This window comes from Thalassotalea psychrophila (assembly GCF_031583595.1).
Lineage (GTDB): Bacteria > Pseudomonadota > Gammaproteobacteria > Enterobacterales > Alteromonadaceae > Thalassotalea_A > Thalassotalea_A psychrophila.
Genome location: NZ_CP134145.1, coordinates 665,986 through 681,886, shown reverse-complemented (window position 1 = coordinate 681,886; position 15,901 = coordinate 665,986). Strand labels below are relative to the sequence as shown.

The following is a 15,901-nucleotide window of genomic DNA, read 5'->3' as shown; positions in this document are numbered from 1 at the left end:
AGAAGAAGAATAACAATGAAAAAGCTCGCTATTGTAATAATCAGCTTAACCTTATTGCAAGGTTGTGCCATCGCTCTTGTTGCAGGTATTGGTGCAGGTGCAGCGTCTATTAATGATCGCCGTACTTTAGGCTCACAAGTTGATGATCAATCAATTGAAGTTAAAGCGCATAGTTTAATTGCAGAAAATGAAGTGTTAGAAGAACAAACCCGTGTCCAAGTAGTGAGTTTGAATGGCACAGTTTTGGTCGTTGGGCAATCTCCGAATAAAGCATTAAGAACCCAAGTGATCAGCATTATTTCAGGCATTCAAGGCATTCGTAAAGTTCATAATCAAATCAGGATCGCCAATAAGACTACCTTTGGTACTCGTACAAATGATTCTTGGTTAACCACAAAAGTTAAAACTGAGCTACTTGCTTCTGACAAAATTGATGGCACAGCGATTAAAGTCGTAACTGAAGATTCAGAAGTATTCTTGATGGGTTTAGTTAAAGCTAATGAAGGTAATATTGCAGTCGATATTGTACGCCATGTGAATGGAGTTAGTCGCGTTTATAAAGCGTTTCAGACAATGTAGCGCAATTAACTATATTGAATATAACAAAGCCGGTCATACAACCGGCTTTTTTGTGTTCTAGTCAAAGTTATTTAACTTATTACTTTACGATCGACAAAGTAGGCTTACCCTTCTTCTCAGGCTTAGCGGGTTCAACTTGTTCAATGGCTTCCTCCCCCTCTTCAGGGTATTCAACATGAAAAGACGAACCAACACCATTTTCTCTTGCGTATATGGCGCCTACAGCCTCAAAAGGTACATATAAATTTTGTACTTTACCGCCAAAACGAGCACTAAACTCAATCACGTCACCTGTCATGGAAATGGCACCTACAGAAGCAGGGGCAACATTAAGTACAATTTGGCCATCATCAATATATTGCTCAGGCACCATTACATTTGGATAATTGGCATCAACTGCAATGTATGGAGTGAGATCGTTATCAAGGATCCAATCGTAAAAAGCCCTAATTAAATAGGGCTTATTCGAAGTCATTTCAACTGTCATGCGAGCTTAAGCTGGACGACCAAAACGTAATTCACGTTCTGTCTCAGTTAATGACGCTTGGAATGATTCACGATCAAACACACGCAACATGTAATTTTTCAGCTCTTTGCTGCCTTGTCCTGACAATTCAATACCAAATGCAGGTAAACGCCATAACAATGGTGCTAAGTAACAATCTACTAAACTAAATTCTTCGCTCATAAAGTAAGGTGCTTCGTTTAATACTGGAGCAATACTTAATAAACTTTCACGTAAATCATTACGAGCTTTATCAGCTTCATCGGCACTACCATTAAGGATAGTTTTTGCAAGGCTATACCAGTCGCTTTCAATGCGGTGCATCATTAAACGGCTACGACCACGGGCAACTGGGTAAACAGGCATTAGTGGTGGATGTGGGAAACGCTCATCTAAGTACTCCATAATGATCTTAGCTTCATACAAAGCTAGTTCACGATCGATTAACGTTGGTACTGTTCCATATGGATTTAAGTCAATTAAATCTTCTGGCAAATTGTCCATTTCAACTAAATGAATATCTACACCTACACCTTTTTCAGCAAGTACGATACGAGTCTGGTGACTGTACATATCATCGGCATGTGAAAACAGGGTCATGACAGAGCGTTTATTAGCGGCTACAGCCATATATCCTCCAAAGAATGTTTAAAAAGTTTAATAGCAATTAAGCTAATTGCTATTACTACTGTATAACACGTTGTACTTATTATCTATTTTTCCGTTAACACCCTAGATGTAACAGATATAAGCTATAAGTACGACAAAGGGGCTGATTACTTTTAACGTAAAAATACGTTAATAGTATAGCCCCAATAAAATTATTTTAACGAACTAATATTGATGTACAACAATTAGTGCACGTCGCGCCAATATTCTTTCTTCAATAAGTAACTAAAGATGAATAAAATTACTAGGAAACCAAGTACCCAATAACCTAAACGATGACGCTCAACTTTGCTTGGCTCACCGGTATATTCTAAAAAGTTAACTAAATCACGAACAACAACGTCATATTCAGCCGGGGTTAAAGTACCCGGTTGAGTAAGAACTAAATCAGAATTAGCTAAAGGACGTTGTTCCGCTAAAGGCAATTGTAACATAGCTTTAGCATCAGCGGTTAACTCTTGTACACCTTGTAACTGTTGAAACACATGTGGCATACCAACATCTTTAAATGTTGTGTTGTTTACGCCAAATGGACGTTCACTATCGCTATAAAAAGAACGAAGGTAGGTATATAACCAATCGCTACTTCTAAAACGAGTAACAAGCGTTAAGTCAGGCGGCGCAGTACCAAACCAAGCAGCAGCTTCTTTTTTAGGCATAGTGTTAGTAATATGATCACCAACTTTTTCACCAGTAAACATTAACGTGTCAATGCCTTCTTGTTCATCGATCTCTAAGTCGGCAAACGTACGATTGTAACGTTGATATTGTAACTCGTGACAACCTAAACAGTTGTTCATAAACGTTTCTGCACCATTACGTAATGATGCTTTATCCGTAATATCATTATTTGCGTGTTCAAGTGGTGCTCCACCACCTGCAGCAAATGCTAATGTCGGAATTAAAGTAAACAGAGCAATTATTATTTTTTTCATTATTTAGTCACCCTTTCTGGTACTGGTTTAGTATTCTCGTCTTTTGAGTAGAACCAAAGCGCAATGAAGAAACCAAAATAGCCAAGTGTTGCAATTCGACCAATTAAGTTTGCAAGTTCAGATGCAGGCATAGTACCTAACACACCTAACACAATGAAACAGATAGTGAATTGTACTAAATTGGCAAAGTGAATTTTGCTACGGAATCGGAAAGATTTAACAATACCACGATCAAACCACGGTAAAGCGAATAACATACCAATTGCCGCAAACATACCTAACATACCAATAAGTTTGTCAGGAATAACTCTTAAAATGGTGTAGAACGGACCAAAATACCATACCGGCACAATATGCTCAGGTGTTTTTAAGCCGTTAGCTGGAGTAAAGTTTGGCGCCTCAAGGAAGTAACCACCACCTTCTGGCATAAAGAACATAACCCAACAGAATAAAAATAAGAAACCAACAACACCCATAATATCTTTTACTGAGTAATAAGGGTGGAATGGGATAGCATCTACGATGTCATACTTACCAGAGTACGCTTCGTGGAATTCAAATTTGCTTTTCTCTTCTTCTGGAACAGAACCTTTCTTCTTCTTAATGTTAGTGCCATCAGGGTTATTAGAGCCAACTTCATGTAACGCTAAGATATGCAAGAAAACAAGAACAACTAATACCAATGGTAAAGCTACAACATGTAATGCAAAGAAACGATTTAACGTAGCGCCAGAGATAACATAGTCACCACGGATCCAAGTTGTTAATTCATCTCCAATAACAGGTATTGCACCAAACAGTGAAATAATTACCTGTGCGCCCCAGTAACTCATGTTACCCCAAGGCAATAAATACCCCATGAAGGCTTCGGCCATCAAGACTAAGTAGATTAACATACCGAAAATCCACAGTAATTCACGAGGTTTTTGGTAAGAGCCATACATAAGACCACGGTACATATGCAAGTAAACAACAATAAAGAATGCTGAAGCACCCGTTGAATGCATATAACGTAATAACCAACCGTAATCTACATCACGCATGATGTACTCTACTGATGCAAATGCACCATCACCTGATGGTTCATAGTTCATCGTTAACCAAATACCTGTTACGATTTGGTTAACCAGTACTAACATTGCTAATGAACCAAAGAAGTACCAAAAGTTAAAGTTTTTCGGTGCAGGGTATTGAGCTAAATGTTTATTCCAGGCATCTGTTACTGGTAAACGTGCGTCAATCCAAGCCATAAAATTTGCAAACATTACGCGTCTCCTTTGCCGATACCAATCATTAAGGTACCTGCTGATGGGAATGAATGCTCAGGTACCACTAAGTTAAGTGGTGCAGGAACGCCGGCAAATACTCGACCAGCCATATCAAATTTAGAACCGTGACATGGGCAGAAGAAACCGTAATCTACGCCTTCAACTTGTTCTGAGAAATTACCTTTTTGATAAGTCGGAGCACAACCTAAGTGAGTACAAACGCCTTCAGCAACCAAATACTCTGGATTAATTGAGCGATATTGATTTTTAGCATATTCAGGTTGTTGTTCTTCAGCAGAAGCTGGATCACGTAACTGATCTTCATGGCCACCTAAGTTATCGATAATGTCTTGACTACGACGCACGACGTACACAGGTTTACCACGGTATTCAGCACGAATCATCTGACCAATAGCAATTTTGCTTATATTAACTTCAACTGGAGCGCCGGCAGCTTTAGCTTTGGCACTTGGATTCCAGGAAGCGATGAATGGCACAGCTGCACCAACAACGCCTACAGCACCAACTACCGAAGTAGCAGCTGTCAGGAAACGTCGACGGCCGTTATTCACGGGCGCATTGCTCATTTCATTTCTCCAATTATTAGACATAGTTTTAAATTTTATTTTTATCAGCCGAATCAGTAAATTAACCAGCTGTTTTGCTCACATCTCATCAATTTTTACTCAAAGGTAACTATATACGACAAAATGTATAAAAAATTTTTGTCTATGATAATGAAACGGCGCTTTTATTACAAGGTAAAACCTTATAGCAACCTCACTAATTAATGAGAATTAAGGCCAATTATTTATAATAATGTAAATGCAGAGTAAACGGAGAAAATAAGGTGATAGTAGAAAGAGAGTATAAAATAGTTCAGGCTTAAAGTTCCCAAAGGCATATTAATTTTTGTTTAAACAATATTGTTTAAGCAAAAATAAAAAAGCCGACATAAATGTCGGCTTTTTGCATATACAAACGGTAAAATTAACGTTTTGAGAATTGTGGACGTTTACGTGCTTTGTGTAAACCAACTTTCTTACGTTCAACTTTACGAGCATCACGAGTTACATAACCAGCTTTACGTAGATTAGAACGTAAAGTTTCGTCGAACTGCATTAATGCGCGAGTGATACCGTGACGGATTGCACCAGCTTGACCAGAAATACCACCACCAACTACAGTGATGTTAAGGTCAAATTTTTCAACCATTTCTACTAACTCAAGAGGTTGACGAACAACCATACGAGCAGTAGGACGACCGAAGTAAACTTCGATGTCACGATTGTTAATTGTGATTGCACCGTTACCAGCTTTCATAAACACACGAGCTACAGAGCTCTTGCGACGACCAGTACCGTAATATTGATTATCAGCCATTGTCTATAACTCCAAAACTTTAGGTTGTTGTGCAGCATGCATGTGCTCAGCACCTGCATACACTTTTAATTTACGGAACATGTCACGGCCTAGAGGGCCTTTTGGTAACATGCCTTTAACTGCAAACTCGATAGGACGTACAGGAGCTTTTTCAACAAGCTGTTCAAAGCTTAGTTGCTTAAGGCCACCAACGAATCCAGTGTGCGAGTAGTAAATTTTACCTTTCGCTTTATTACCAGTTACTTTAACTTTGTCTGCATTGATAACAACAACATAGTCGCCTACATCAACACTTGGAGTGTATTCTGGTTTGTGCTTGCCACGTAAAATAGTAGCAATTTGTGTAGCGATACGGCCTAAAGTTTTACCTTCGGCGTCCACTACGAACCATTCGCGTTGAACGCTTTCTGGTTTAGCTGTAAAAGTTTTCATTAAAGAAACCCATTTTAAATAAAGTTACATAAATTAATAATCAGTTATCTGATTATCGGTTTAAATAGACTACGCAATTACCCCTTCGAGTATCGAGCCTGATGCTTTTTCAAGCGTTGTAACGTTGGGAGCCGCGAATTATATAGATAAATGAATAAAAGATCACCTATATTTGCAAAAGAATTGTATTTATTTGTGCGAAAAACAAATAAATACAATTCTTTTTATAATTAGTGGTTAGAAACGAGAGGTAGGAGACGAAATTCAGGAGTATAGAATTGCGCTCGCTGTCAAATATGGAGGTCCCACATCTCGCTAGTGCTCGTGATGGAATGACGTATATGGATATACTAATGCCGATAGGTTCATGGATGAACGTTCTCTATCGGTGACGTTGTACTGTTTCTATTTCGGTGAGTACATATATTAGAAAAATACGCCGTCATCCCGTTATGCTGTTGAACGGGGCCTCCAGTCGCGTATTGTGCCTCTTCGTTTATCGTTTCTAAAGTCTATGGCAAATGCTCAGACGCTAAATAATCATGTGATTGCATTTCCTGTAATCTTGATAAACAACGTTTAAATTCAAAATTTAAACCACCATCAGTATAAAGTTTGTCCATAGTCACCTCTGCTGATATGATCAGTTTTACATTGCGTTCGTAGAATTCATCAACCATAGCAATAAAGCGACGAGCACTATCATCGCTGTCACGACCCATTTGAGTAACGTTTGCCAATAAAACGGTATGATAAATTCGGCTTATTTCCATATAGTCGCCTTGACTACGGGCAGTTTCGCATAACTGATTAAATTCAAAATGAACGACACCATCTGATTCTTCAATGGTCGTTAATAAACGGTTGTTTATTTCAACGTCTTTACCCGTATGCCCTTCCTCTACAGAAAGTTGTTTAAAATACAGGTGCAAATTTTCTTCGGCTTGTTTATCAAGAGGGAAATGATAAATTTCGGCTTGCTCTAATGTTCTTAGTCGGTAATCAATTCCGCTATCTACATTCACCACTTCGCAGTTTTCATTAATTAGATTAATTGCGGGTAGAAAACGCGCTCGTTGTAAACCATTGCGATATAAGTCATTAGGAATAATATTTGAAGTAGCAACTAAAGTAACATTATGGCTAAACAGCTCTTCAAATAAAGTGCCAAGTAACATTGCATCAGTAATATCAGAAACGAAGAACTCGTCGAAACAAATGATGCAGGTTTCAGCCGCAAATTTTTTCGCAATGATCTTTAATGGGTCAGACTGACCAGTTAAATCTTTCAGCTCTTCATGAACTCTATGCATAAAACGGTGAAAATGCACTCGCATTTTATTATCAAATGGTAAGCAATCATAAAATGTATCAACCAGGTAGGTTTTGCCTCTGCCGACACCGCCCCAGAAATATATGCCTCTCACGGCTTGCTGTTTATTTTTACCGTAGGTTTTAACCCAACCTTTTAAAACTTTTTTAAAGCCACTTACTGGTAACGGTTTAGTTTGCAAATCATCATACAGACGCTGTAAATGTTTTACGGCATTTTCTTGAGCTGCATCAAAAGCAAAACCGTCTTGCTCAAGATCTTGTTGGTATTTTTGGTAAGGTGTTAACTTGATCATGCTATATATTACTATTTATGCTGTATTTCATTGAAAAATTACAAAAAAATACCGACTAAGTGATGTGAAACGTTAAATTTACAGCTATTATAAGAGAATAAGATTGGCTTTGGCATCTTTATCTCAACATTCCCTTTTCAAATATATTCAAAAGGAAACATTATGGAATTTCTTTATCTTTTCATCGGTGCTGTTATCGGTGCTATTGGTGGCTTCTTTATTAGTAAAAAATTATCGGCTACTGAGCAAGACTACAACAAATTAGAGCAACAAGTGAATGAAAGCAAAACTTCACTTGAAGAATATAAGCAAGAAGTTGCTGTTCATCTTGATAGCTCAGCACAATTGCTTGCGCAGATGAACGAAACGTGTAAAACAGCTATGACGCAAATGGAAAAAAGTACGTTATTACTTAACAAAGCAAATAGTGAAACTAATGCCATGCCATTTTTCTCGAAAGAGACTGAAGCACAAATCCGTTCAAATCCGCAAAAAGTGAAATCTTCACGCTCTAGAAAAACAGAGCAATTAACTGAAGCTCCTTTAGATTACTCAAGTGATCCAAGCGGACTATTTAATGATAACAAACAAATTGTTACAAATAGCCCAAGCTAATTAATTCCTGTTTGGGAACTTTAGTTTTACTGTTGAGTCTTTAATAGCAACCTTGCTAATATCTTTAGATCAGTTTTTTTAAACTGATCTAAATTTAAAAATTGAAATTTAAATATTTGATCTTATATCAATATTTAGGAAATAATTTTTGGAGTCTCAACAAATGAAAATAAACTTTTCTTTAACCCCTGTCGCACTGTTAGTTGGTGCACTAGCCCTTTTGCCTACTTATTCAAACGCCGCCCTACCATTGCAAGTTGATGGACAAGAAATGCCTTCTTTGGCACCAATGCTTGAACATGTAACGCCAGCAGTAGTTAGTATTACTGTGGCTGGTACCCATGAAGTTAAACAAGGCCAAGATCCGTTCAAATTCTTTTTCGGTCAACGCCGCGGCCAACAAGCACAAGAACGTCCTTTTAGAGGACTAGGCTCTGGAGTGATCATTGACGCTAAAAAAGGTTATATCGTAACTAACAATCACGTAATCGATGACGCTGATGAAATATTGGTTAACCTTAAAGATGGTCGTCAATTTGAAGCAAAAAAAATTGGCAGCGATGCGCAAAGTGATATTGCTTTATTGCAAATTTCAGCTGAAGATTTAAAAGAAATTAAAATTTCTAATTCTGATGATTTAAGAGTAGGTGATTTTGCCGTCGCTATTGGTAGCCCTTTTGGCTTAGGTCAAACTGTAACATCCGGCATTGTAAGTGCCTTAGGCCGCAGTGGTTTAAATATAGAACAACTCGAAGACTTTATTCAAACAGATGCCGCTATTAACAGTGGTAACTCTGGTGGTGCATTAGTGAATCTTCGCGGTGAACTCATTGGTATTAATACAGCCATTCTTGGCCCTAGCGGCGGAAATGTTGGTATTGGTTTTGCTATCCCTTCAAGCATGATGCATAACCTGGTAGAGCAAATTATCGAGCACGGTGAAGTAAGGCGTGGCGTATTAGGCATTACTGGTAATTCGATAAACGCAGAGCTTGCTAAAGCTATGGATTTAGATATTAACCAAGGTGGTTTTGTCAGCCAAGTTGCGCCAGAATCGGCCGCTGAAGAAGCGGGTATTAAAGCTGGTGATATCATTGTTGAAGTTAACGGCCGAACGGTTCGTTCATTTAATGAATTGCGTGGAAAAATAGGTTCAATAGGTGCCGGAAAAACGGTTCAGATAGCGTTAATTCGTGATGGTGATAAAAAAGAAGTAGAAGTAACATTAAAGGCTGCACCTGACGCGAACATCGCCGCAGCAAACCTACACCCAATGCTTAAAGGTGCAAAACTAAGTTCCAATACAAAAGGAACAGGCGTAGTTGTTAGTGATGTTGCGGAGAACTCCCCTGCTGCTGCAGTCGGATTAACTCAAGGTGATATTATTGCCGGAGTAAATCGTGTGCGAGTTGATAATTTAGCCGCTTTAAGAGATGCTCTCGAAGATATAAAAGGAGTTGTTGCATTAAATGTAATGCGTGGTAATACCGAGCTTTATTTAATGATGCGCTAATACTATTTTTTTACTTCATGGATGAGGGAAGGCAAATTGCCATGGATGGCTTAAAATTTGTACCTGTACAACAACTATAAATAACTAAAGTTCGCTTTGTTCATTTTAAAATAAGTGCTAGTATCTAATGCATCAATCACTCTATTTTGTCGCACATTTTGAAACTTATTCCTGCTCTTACTTATATTTTACGCGCGACCAGTTACGGGCTTTTAACCGCTGTAGTTTTACTAATATTAGTACCTGATTTGCGTGATGGTAATAATCTCTCCTTCAATATCTTTTCTCCTGTAAATGATAAGCCTAAACCTATATCATTTTCTAGCGCTGTAGCTAAAGCTGCACCAGCTGTAGTTAATATTTATTCAGAAACAATCGAAGACGATAAACGTTATCAAAACCGTTCTATCCAACGAGTAAAATTAGGTTCTGGCGTAATAATGGGCTCACGCGGTTATATTTTAACCAACTACCACGTTGTTAGAAATGCCAATATTATTACCGTCGTTTTGCAAGATAGTACCGAATTAAGTGCAGAGCTTATCGGCAGTGATGAACTTACCGATTTAGCAGTTTTAAAAGTTCAAGCAACCAATTTGCCAGTCATTTCTGTTGATGAGAATTTAGTGCCTTTAGTTGGCGATGTGGTACTAGCAATTGGTAACCCATTAAATCTAGGTCAAACAGTAACTCAGGGGATAATTAGCGCTACAGGTCGTACAGGACTAAGTAGTACAAGCTATAGAGAGTTTTTACAAATGGATGCAGCCATAAATGATGGTAATTCGGGTGGTGCCCTTGTTAATTCAAATGGCGATTTAGTTGGTATTACTTCTGCACAATTTACACGACTGAATCCGCAAACCAACATCCAAGGTATATTTTTTGCTGTACCTTACAAACTCGCCGCAAAAGTTATGCAGGAATTAATCAGTAATGGTCGTGTTGTTCGAGGTTGGCTTGGAGTAAGTTCTCAGCAATATAATCCGCAATTAAAAGGCTTTGTGATAGGAGGTCTAACAGCAAATAGTCCTGCGGATTTGGCCGGCTTACAAAAAGATGATGTCGTATTTAAGATTAACGATAAAGATATCGTTAGTATTAACCATGCCTTAGATATTGTTGCTGAAACAGACCCTGGAGTTATCCTTAATTTTTCTATATATCGTCAAAGTAATTTAATGACAGTGCCGGTTAAAATATTAGAGTATAAAGAATAGAGCTAAGAACTAGGAACTAGGAACTAGGAACTAGGAACTAGGAACTAGGAACTAGGAACTAGGCAAAATACAAAAAAAAGATTGCTGACGCAATCTTTTTTTTGTGCAGATACTGAAGAGTTAGAGTGTTACTTTTCAATAGTAAATCGTTTAATGTCTGCACCGAGTTTTTGCAGCTTATCTTCAATATGTTGATACCCTCTATCGATATGATAGATACGATCGACAATTGTTTCACCACTTGCGACTAAACCAGCAATTACCAGACTGGCAGAGGCACGTAAGTCTGTTGCCATAACTTGTGCAGCTGTCAATCGTTCAACACCAACAGAAATTGCAGTATTACCTTCTAATTTAATATTTGCTCCCATACGTTGAAGCTCAGGCACATGCATAAAACGATTTTCAAATATTGTCTCAACGGTTGTTGCAGTACCATCAGCTATTGTATTTAAAGTTACAAACTGAGCTTGCATATCCGTTGGAAATGCTGGGTGCGGTGCCGTTCGAATATTGACCGCTTTAGGCTTGTCATTCATTTCTAAGCCAATCCAATCATCACCCGTGGTTATGATAGCACCTGCTTCTTGTAATTTACTAAGAACAGCATCTAGTGAGCTAGGATCCGTATTTAGACAACGTATCTTTCCCCCGGTAACTGCTGCAGCAACTAAGAAAGTCCCTGTTTCAATTCTATCAGGCATTACTGCGTAGTCAGCGCCAGTTAGGCTTTCAACACCTTCAATAGTAAGCGTATCTGTTCCTTCGCCTGTTATTTTGCCGCCCATTGCATTAATGAAATTTGCTAAGTCAACAATTTCAGGCTCACGTGCAGCATTTTCAATGACGGTAGTTCCTTCAGCCAAAGCTGCGGCCATCATCAAGTTTTCTGTACCGGTAACACTTACCGCATCCATAAAGATAGTCGCACCTTTAAGACGACCATCATTCTTAGCTACGATATAGCCATTCTCAACGGTGATATCCGCGCCCATTAACTTCAAGCCTTGGATGTGTAGATCGACTGGACGCGCACCGATAGCACAACCGCCTGGCAATGAGACTTCAGCATGACCAAAGCGAGCTAATAATGGCCCCAAAACTAAAATTGACGCTCGCATGGTTTTAACTAAATCATACGGAGCTAAACAATTAGTAATATTACTTGCATCAAAATCTATGGTGTTATCTGCAGACCATGAAGCTTTTGCACCTAATTCTGCTAAAAGCTTTATTGTTGTTTCAATATCATTGAGCTTTGGCACATTACTTATTTGCAAAGGTGTTTCAGCTAAAATTGTCGCGAAAAGGATAGGCAGGGCGGCATTTTTTGCGCCGCTGATGGTAACGTCACCGTGTAACTTATTACCGCTATTTATACGAAATGCTTCCAAAGGTTTGCTCGTTCTAATTATTTTATGATGGGATATTAAACATTTTTTCACGTTGCCATTGGGCATTAGTGAACGTTTTAATGGTTACTGCATGAATTTGTCCTGAATTAATAGCATCAGCCAAAGGTGTATATACAGTTTGTTGCTTTTTAACTCGACTCATGTCTTCAAACATATCAGCTACCGCGATTACTTTGCATTGAGAGCCATCAAAGGTTACGTGTAAATCATCCAACGTAAGTTGTTCTTTAAGAATGTTTTCAATATCTGAAACGTCCACTTAATTTCTCCATTATTTTTAAGTTGTTGCTATTAAGCTGAAATGGGTAATAGGGTTTGAACCCCACTTAGTTTTGCGAGTTTAACTAATTCCATAGGTACTTGGGAATAAGTAATTTCAGTTTGTTGTTTATTTGCATATTCAATTAATGCGAGCAGCCACGCTAAACCTGCTGTGTCAAACTTACTTACCTGTGATAAATCAATCTCTTGTAATTTATTTTTGGTCAATTTTGCAAAAACACGCTCTTGTTTTCCGGCAATGCTTTGCCGAGTTAAATGTCCTGTTAACGCAGATTGTTCAGTTGAAATAATGTTTATATTAAATTGAGTAGGCACAATTAATCACCAGTCTCTTGTTCTTTAAGCTTGGCATCAACATCTTCATCTTTTTTGAAAACAATCTTACGTGCACTTTTAACTTTAAGCATTTCGGTAACTTCTACAACACCATTTTGGGCTAAAATACTACGTAATTCTTTTTGCTTTGCATCCAGCAAACTAATACCTTCAGCAACTAAATCGAACGCTTGCCACTCATTAGTTTTTGAGTTTTTTCTAACTTTAAATTTGATATTAATTGCGGGACGATTATCATCAATAATATCAACACCAACCATCACAATTTTTTGCTTGTCTATTTTTTTAGCTGGTTCAAACTCAACACGCTGTTGTTCATATAGCGTAAATACTTGTGCATAAGAGGTAATTAAATACTCTCGAAACGCTAATAAAAAAGCACGAACATCTTCTTTATGGCTTGCAATTTCCTGCTTAGAAGCTCCTTTTTTCGGTCTAGCGTAATTCCCTAAGACCTTTAGCCCCGCATATTGAAAAAATATATAAGGCATGAGTTCTTCGCGAACAATATCTTTTAGTAGTTCAGGGTTTGCTTTTATGGCCTTCTCTTCTCGAGCAAAGCGATCAAAGGTGATTTTAGATACCTCTTCTATCATCACGTACGGATCTTTTTTACTTACTTCGGCGGCATTTACACTGGTAAATAAACTCATTGATGCTAATAATATTACTGAAAACTTAACTAATAATTGCTTCATTATTTTTTCCTGAGATTAATCTTCACTACCTTGACTAAATAAGAATTGACCAATTAATTCTTCTAGTACAATAGCAGGTTTTGTATCTTCAATAAAATCGCCTGGTTGTAAAATACCAATGCCCAGCTCTTCATCAATAAAGCCAGGTGATAGCCCTACATATTGCTCACCTAACAAACCAGCGGTAAGAATAGAAATAGAAGTAGCTTCGGAAAAATTGTCGTACTGAGTATATATATCCATAGTTACAATTGGTACATAATCTTCAGGGTCCAATTTAATACTTTCCACTCGACCAACAACAACTCCGCCAACCTTAATTGGTGAGCGTACCTTTAAACCACCAATATTATCAAACTTGGCGTATAGCTGATAAGTTTCACCGTTACCTTTTATACCTGCATCTGCAACTTTTAACGCCAGCATAAGTAACGCAGCAATACCTAACGCAACAAAGAAACCAACCAATAATTCAATTTTTTTCGACACCATGTCAAATCCACCAACTCTAAAAATAAATAGCTCGTTAATGATGTTTAATTAGCAAACATTAACGCTGTTAAAATAAAATCTAAACCTAAAACAATCAAAGACGATTGCACAACCGTTGAAGTAGTAGCACGGCTAATACCTTCAGAGGTAGGAATACAATCATAGCCCTTATAAACGGCAATCCAAGTCACCACAAAAGCAAATACAATTGATTTAATAATGCCATTAAGTACATCATCACTCCAATCTACTTCGGCTTGCATAACCGACCAATAAGTTCCCGAGTCTACGCCTAGCCAGTCGACCCCAACCAAGTGACCACCTATAATCGCTACAGATGAAAATATTGCGGCTAACAGTGGCATGCTGATAATACCGGCCCAAAACCTCGGTGCGATCACACGACGTAACGGATCAACAGCCATCATCTCTAAACTGCTTAACTGCTCGGTCGCTTTCATTAAACCAATTTCAGCAGTTAAAGCTGAGCCTGCTCGCCCGGCAAAAAGTAAAGCAGTAACAACTGGGCCAAGCTCGCGTATAATGGATAGTGCCACCATAGGACCTAAACTAGCCTCTGCACCATATCCAACAAGTATAGTGTAGCCTTGCAAAGCTATTACCATACCAATAAAAGTACCTGAGACAATAATAATCAATAATGACAAAACACCCACTGAATACAGCTGATGCGCTAACAATGGCCAGCCTTTTTTAGGATTTGGCACCTGTATAATCGCCGAAAGTAGCATCAGCATAGCTTTACCTAAGCCAACAATAATATTTATGGCGGTATGACCTAATGCTTGAATTTTATCCAACACTAAGATTGCTCTCCTAATAACTGGCTTTTATAAGATTTTGACGGAAAATGAAATGGTACCGGACCATCGGCTTCACCTTTAATAAACTGCTGTACTAACTCTGATTCTTGCTCAAGAATTTGCTCTGGCGTACCTTCCCCGATAATTTTTTGTTCGGCAACTATATAAATATAATCGGCAATACTCATTACTTCAGGCACGTCATGAGAAACGATCACAGATGTTAAACCCAAGGCGTCATTCAAATCTTTAATTAAGCGTACAACGACTCCCATAGAAATAGGATCTTGGCCAGCAAATGGCTCATCGTATAAAATTAATTCAGGATCTAGGGCAATAGCGCGTGCTAATGCAGCCCTTCTTGCCATACCACCAGACAATTCGCTCGGTTGTAAGTGCATAGCCCCACGTAAGCCTACGGCTTCTAGTTTCATCATCACCATTTTTTCAATGATGTTTTCAGGCAGCTTGCTATGTTCACGAATAGGAAATGCAATGTTTTCATAAACGGACATATCAGTGAATAAAGCGCCTGATTGAAACAACATGCTCATTTTTTTGCGAGCTTCGTACAGTTTTGATCGAGAAAGTTTTGGGATATCTTGCCCAGCAAAAAGAATTTGTCCCTTGCTTGGCTTAAGTTGTCCGCCTATGAGCCTAAGTAGTGTCGTTTTACCGATACCACTTGGCCCCATGATTGCGATCACTTTGCCTTTTGGAATAGATAAACTTATATCATCATAGATACAGCGTTCTTCCCTGTGAAAGCTTAAATTTTTTATTTCTACCAGATTTTCAGACATAGTGTGTATTGAGAATTAGTATCATTATTATTCAGATTTTACCTGAGCTTATTCATAACTGCATTATATATTAGTAAGCAATTGTTAATAACTTATTTTTTTTCATTAAAACGTTCTATTTATTAGGATAATTAAATAAATTTCACAGTAATTGCATAGATTATAGGCGATGAAAAAGGACTGTTATAAAGAAAGTGTAAAACTACGACCGAGTGTTTTAACTAAAAGTTCCAAATGTAGGTAAATTTTTTTTGTTTGGTTACTTATTTATTATCAAGTGCGAAACTCTTAAAGATAATATTAA

General features: G+C 38.0%; 19 protein-coding genes. 4 read left to right on the top strand and 15 right to left on the bottom strand.

Going from position 1 to position 15,901, the window contains the following annotated elements; translation table 11 throughout:
• Positions 1–15 precede the first annotated feature (15 nt).
• Positions 16–579, top strand: coding sequence for a BON domain-containing protein (locus RGQ13_RS02945; protein ID WP_348392065.1), 564 nt, complete (start codon positions 16–18; stop codon positions 577–579).
• Positions 580–658: 79 nt separating this feature from the next.
• Here the strand turns inward: RGQ13_RS02945 and RGQ13_RS02940 are convergent, their stop codons facing one another.
• The 8 genes from RGQ13_RS02940 to zapE all read right to left on the bottom strand — a co-directional run bounded on the left by RGQ13_RS02940 (position 659) and on the right by zapE (position 7,399).
• Complete coding sequence (locus RGQ13_RS02940; RefSeq protein WP_348392064.1) at positions 659–1,054, bottom strand: ClpXP protease specificity-enhancing factor; 396 nt, start codon at positions 1,052–1,054, stop codon at positions 659–661.
• An 18-nt stretch (positions 1,055–1,072) separates the two neighbouring features.
• On the bottom strand, positions 1,073–1,714 hold the full coding sequence (gene sspA, locus RGQ13_RS02935) for a stringent starvation protein SspA (RefSeq protein WP_348392063.1): 642 nt from the start codon (positions 1,712–1,714) through the stop codon (positions 1,073–1,075).
• A gap of 224 nt (positions 1,715–1,938) precedes the next feature.
• Positions 1,939–2,688, bottom strand: a complete 750-nt coding sequence (locus RGQ13_RS02930) for a cytochrome c1 (RefSeq protein WP_348392062.1) — start codon at positions 2,686–2,688, stop codon at positions 1,939–1,941.
• Positions 2,688–3,953, bottom strand: coding sequence for a cytochrome b (locus RGQ13_RS02925; protein WP_348392061.1), 1,266 nt, complete (start codon positions 3,951–3,953; stop codon positions 2,688–2,690). The genes RGQ13_RS02930 and RGQ13_RS02925 overlap by 1 nt, the downstream gene beginning before the upstream one ends.
• A complete protein-coding gene (gene petA, locus RGQ13_RS02920) occupies positions 3,953–4,543 on the bottom strand; it encodes a ubiquinol-cytochrome c reductase iron-sulfur subunit (protein ID WP_348392060.1) in 591 nt (196 codons plus the stop codon). Before petA ends, RGQ13_RS02925 begins: the two co-directional genes overlap by 1 nt.
• A 403-nt stretch (positions 4,544–4,946) precedes the next feature.
• Complete coding sequence (rpsI, locus tag RGQ13_RS02915; protein ID WP_348387250.1) at positions 4,947–5,339, bottom strand: 30S ribosomal protein S9; 393 nt, start codon at positions 5,337–5,339, stop codon at positions 4,947–4,949.
• Between the two features lie 3 nt (positions 5,340–5,342).
• On the bottom strand, positions 5,343–5,771 hold the full coding sequence (gene rplM / locus RGQ13_RS02910) for a 50S ribosomal protein L13 (protein WP_348387251.1): 429 nt from the start codon (positions 5,769–5,771) through the stop codon (positions 5,343–5,345).
• 512 nt (positions 5,772–6,283) lie between these two features.
• Positions 6,284–7,399 (bottom strand): cell division protein ZapE, encoded by a 1,116-nt coding sequence (gene zapE, locus RGQ13_RS02905; RefSeq protein WP_348392059.1) that lies wholly within the window; start codon positions 7,397–7,399, stop codon positions 6,284–6,286.
• Between the two features lie 162 nt (positions 7,400–7,561).
• Between zapE and RGQ13_RS02900 the strand changes: the two genes are divergently transcribed.
• The 3 genes from RGQ13_RS02900 (at position 7,562) to RGQ13_RS02890 (ending at position 10,747) form a co-directional block, all read left to right on the top strand.
• Positions 7,562–8,014, top strand: coding sequence for a YhcB family protein (locus RGQ13_RS02900; RefSeq protein WP_348392058.1), 453 nt, complete (start codon positions 7,562–7,564; stop codon positions 8,012–8,014).
• Between the two features lie 163 nt (positions 8,015–8,177).
• Positions 8,178–9,527 (top strand): Do family serine endopeptidase, encoded by a 1,350-nt coding sequence (locus tag RGQ13_RS02895; RefSeq protein WP_348392057.1) that lies wholly within the window; start codon positions 8,178–8,180, stop codon positions 9,525–9,527.
• A gap of 158 nt (positions 9,528–9,685) precedes the next feature.
• Positions 9,686–10,747, top strand: a complete 1,062-nt coding sequence (locus RGQ13_RS02890) for a trypsin-like peptidase domain-containing protein (RefSeq protein ID WP_348392056.1) — start codon at positions 9,686–9,688, stop codon at positions 10,745–10,747.
• A gap of 128 nt (positions 10,748–10,875) precedes the next feature.
• Here RGQ13_RS02890 and murA read toward each other — a convergent pair whose 3' ends face one another.
• The 7 genes from murA to mlaF are packed head-to-tail and all read right to left on the bottom strand — an operon-like array spanning position 10,876 to position 15,597.
• On the bottom strand, positions 10,876–12,141 hold the full coding sequence (murA, locus tag RGQ13_RS02885) for a UDP-N-acetylglucosamine 1-carboxyvinyltransferase (protein ID WP_348392055.1): 1,266 nt from the start codon (positions 12,139–12,141) through the stop codon (positions 10,876–10,878).
• A 22-nt stretch (positions 12,142–12,163) separates the two neighbouring features.
• Positions 12,164–12,421 (bottom strand): BolA family protein, encoded by a 258-nt coding sequence (locus RGQ13_RS02880; protein ID WP_348392054.1) that lies wholly within the window; start codon positions 12,419–12,421, stop codon positions 12,164–12,166.
• Between the two features lie 32 nt (positions 12,422–12,453).
• Complete coding sequence (locus RGQ13_RS02875) at positions 12,454–12,759, bottom strand: STAS domain-containing protein (RefSeq protein WP_348392053.1); 306 nt, start codon at positions 12,757–12,759, stop codon at positions 12,454–12,456.
• A 2-nt stretch (positions 12,760–12,761) separates the two neighbouring features.
• The gene (locus RGQ13_RS02870) at positions 12,762–13,478 is read right to left on the bottom strand and encodes an ABC transporter substrate-binding protein (protein ID WP_348392052.1); all 717 of its coding nucleotides are present in this window, start codon (positions 13,476–13,478) and stop codon (positions 12,762–12,764) included.
• Between the two features lie 15 nt (positions 13,479–13,493).
• A complete protein-coding gene (gene mlaD, locus RGQ13_RS02865; RefSeq protein WP_348392051.1) occupies positions 13,494–13,970 on the bottom strand; it encodes an outer membrane lipid asymmetry maintenance protein MlaD in 477 nt (158 codons plus the stop codon).
• Positions 13,971–14,014: 44 nt separating this feature from the next.
• Positions 14,015–14,794 (bottom strand): lipid asymmetry maintenance ABC transporter permease subunit MlaE, encoded by a 780-nt coding sequence (gene mlaE, locus RGQ13_RS02860; RefSeq protein ID WP_348392050.1) that lies wholly within the window; start codon positions 14,792–14,794, stop codon positions 14,015–14,017.
• Complete coding sequence (mlaF, locus tag RGQ13_RS02855) at positions 14,794–15,597, bottom strand: phospholipid ABC transporter ATP-binding protein MlaF (protein ID WP_348392049.1); 804 nt, start codon at positions 15,595–15,597, stop codon at positions 14,794–14,796. Before mlaF ends, mlaE begins: the two co-directional genes overlap by 1 nt.
• Positions 15,598–15,901: the final 304 nt, after the last annotated feature.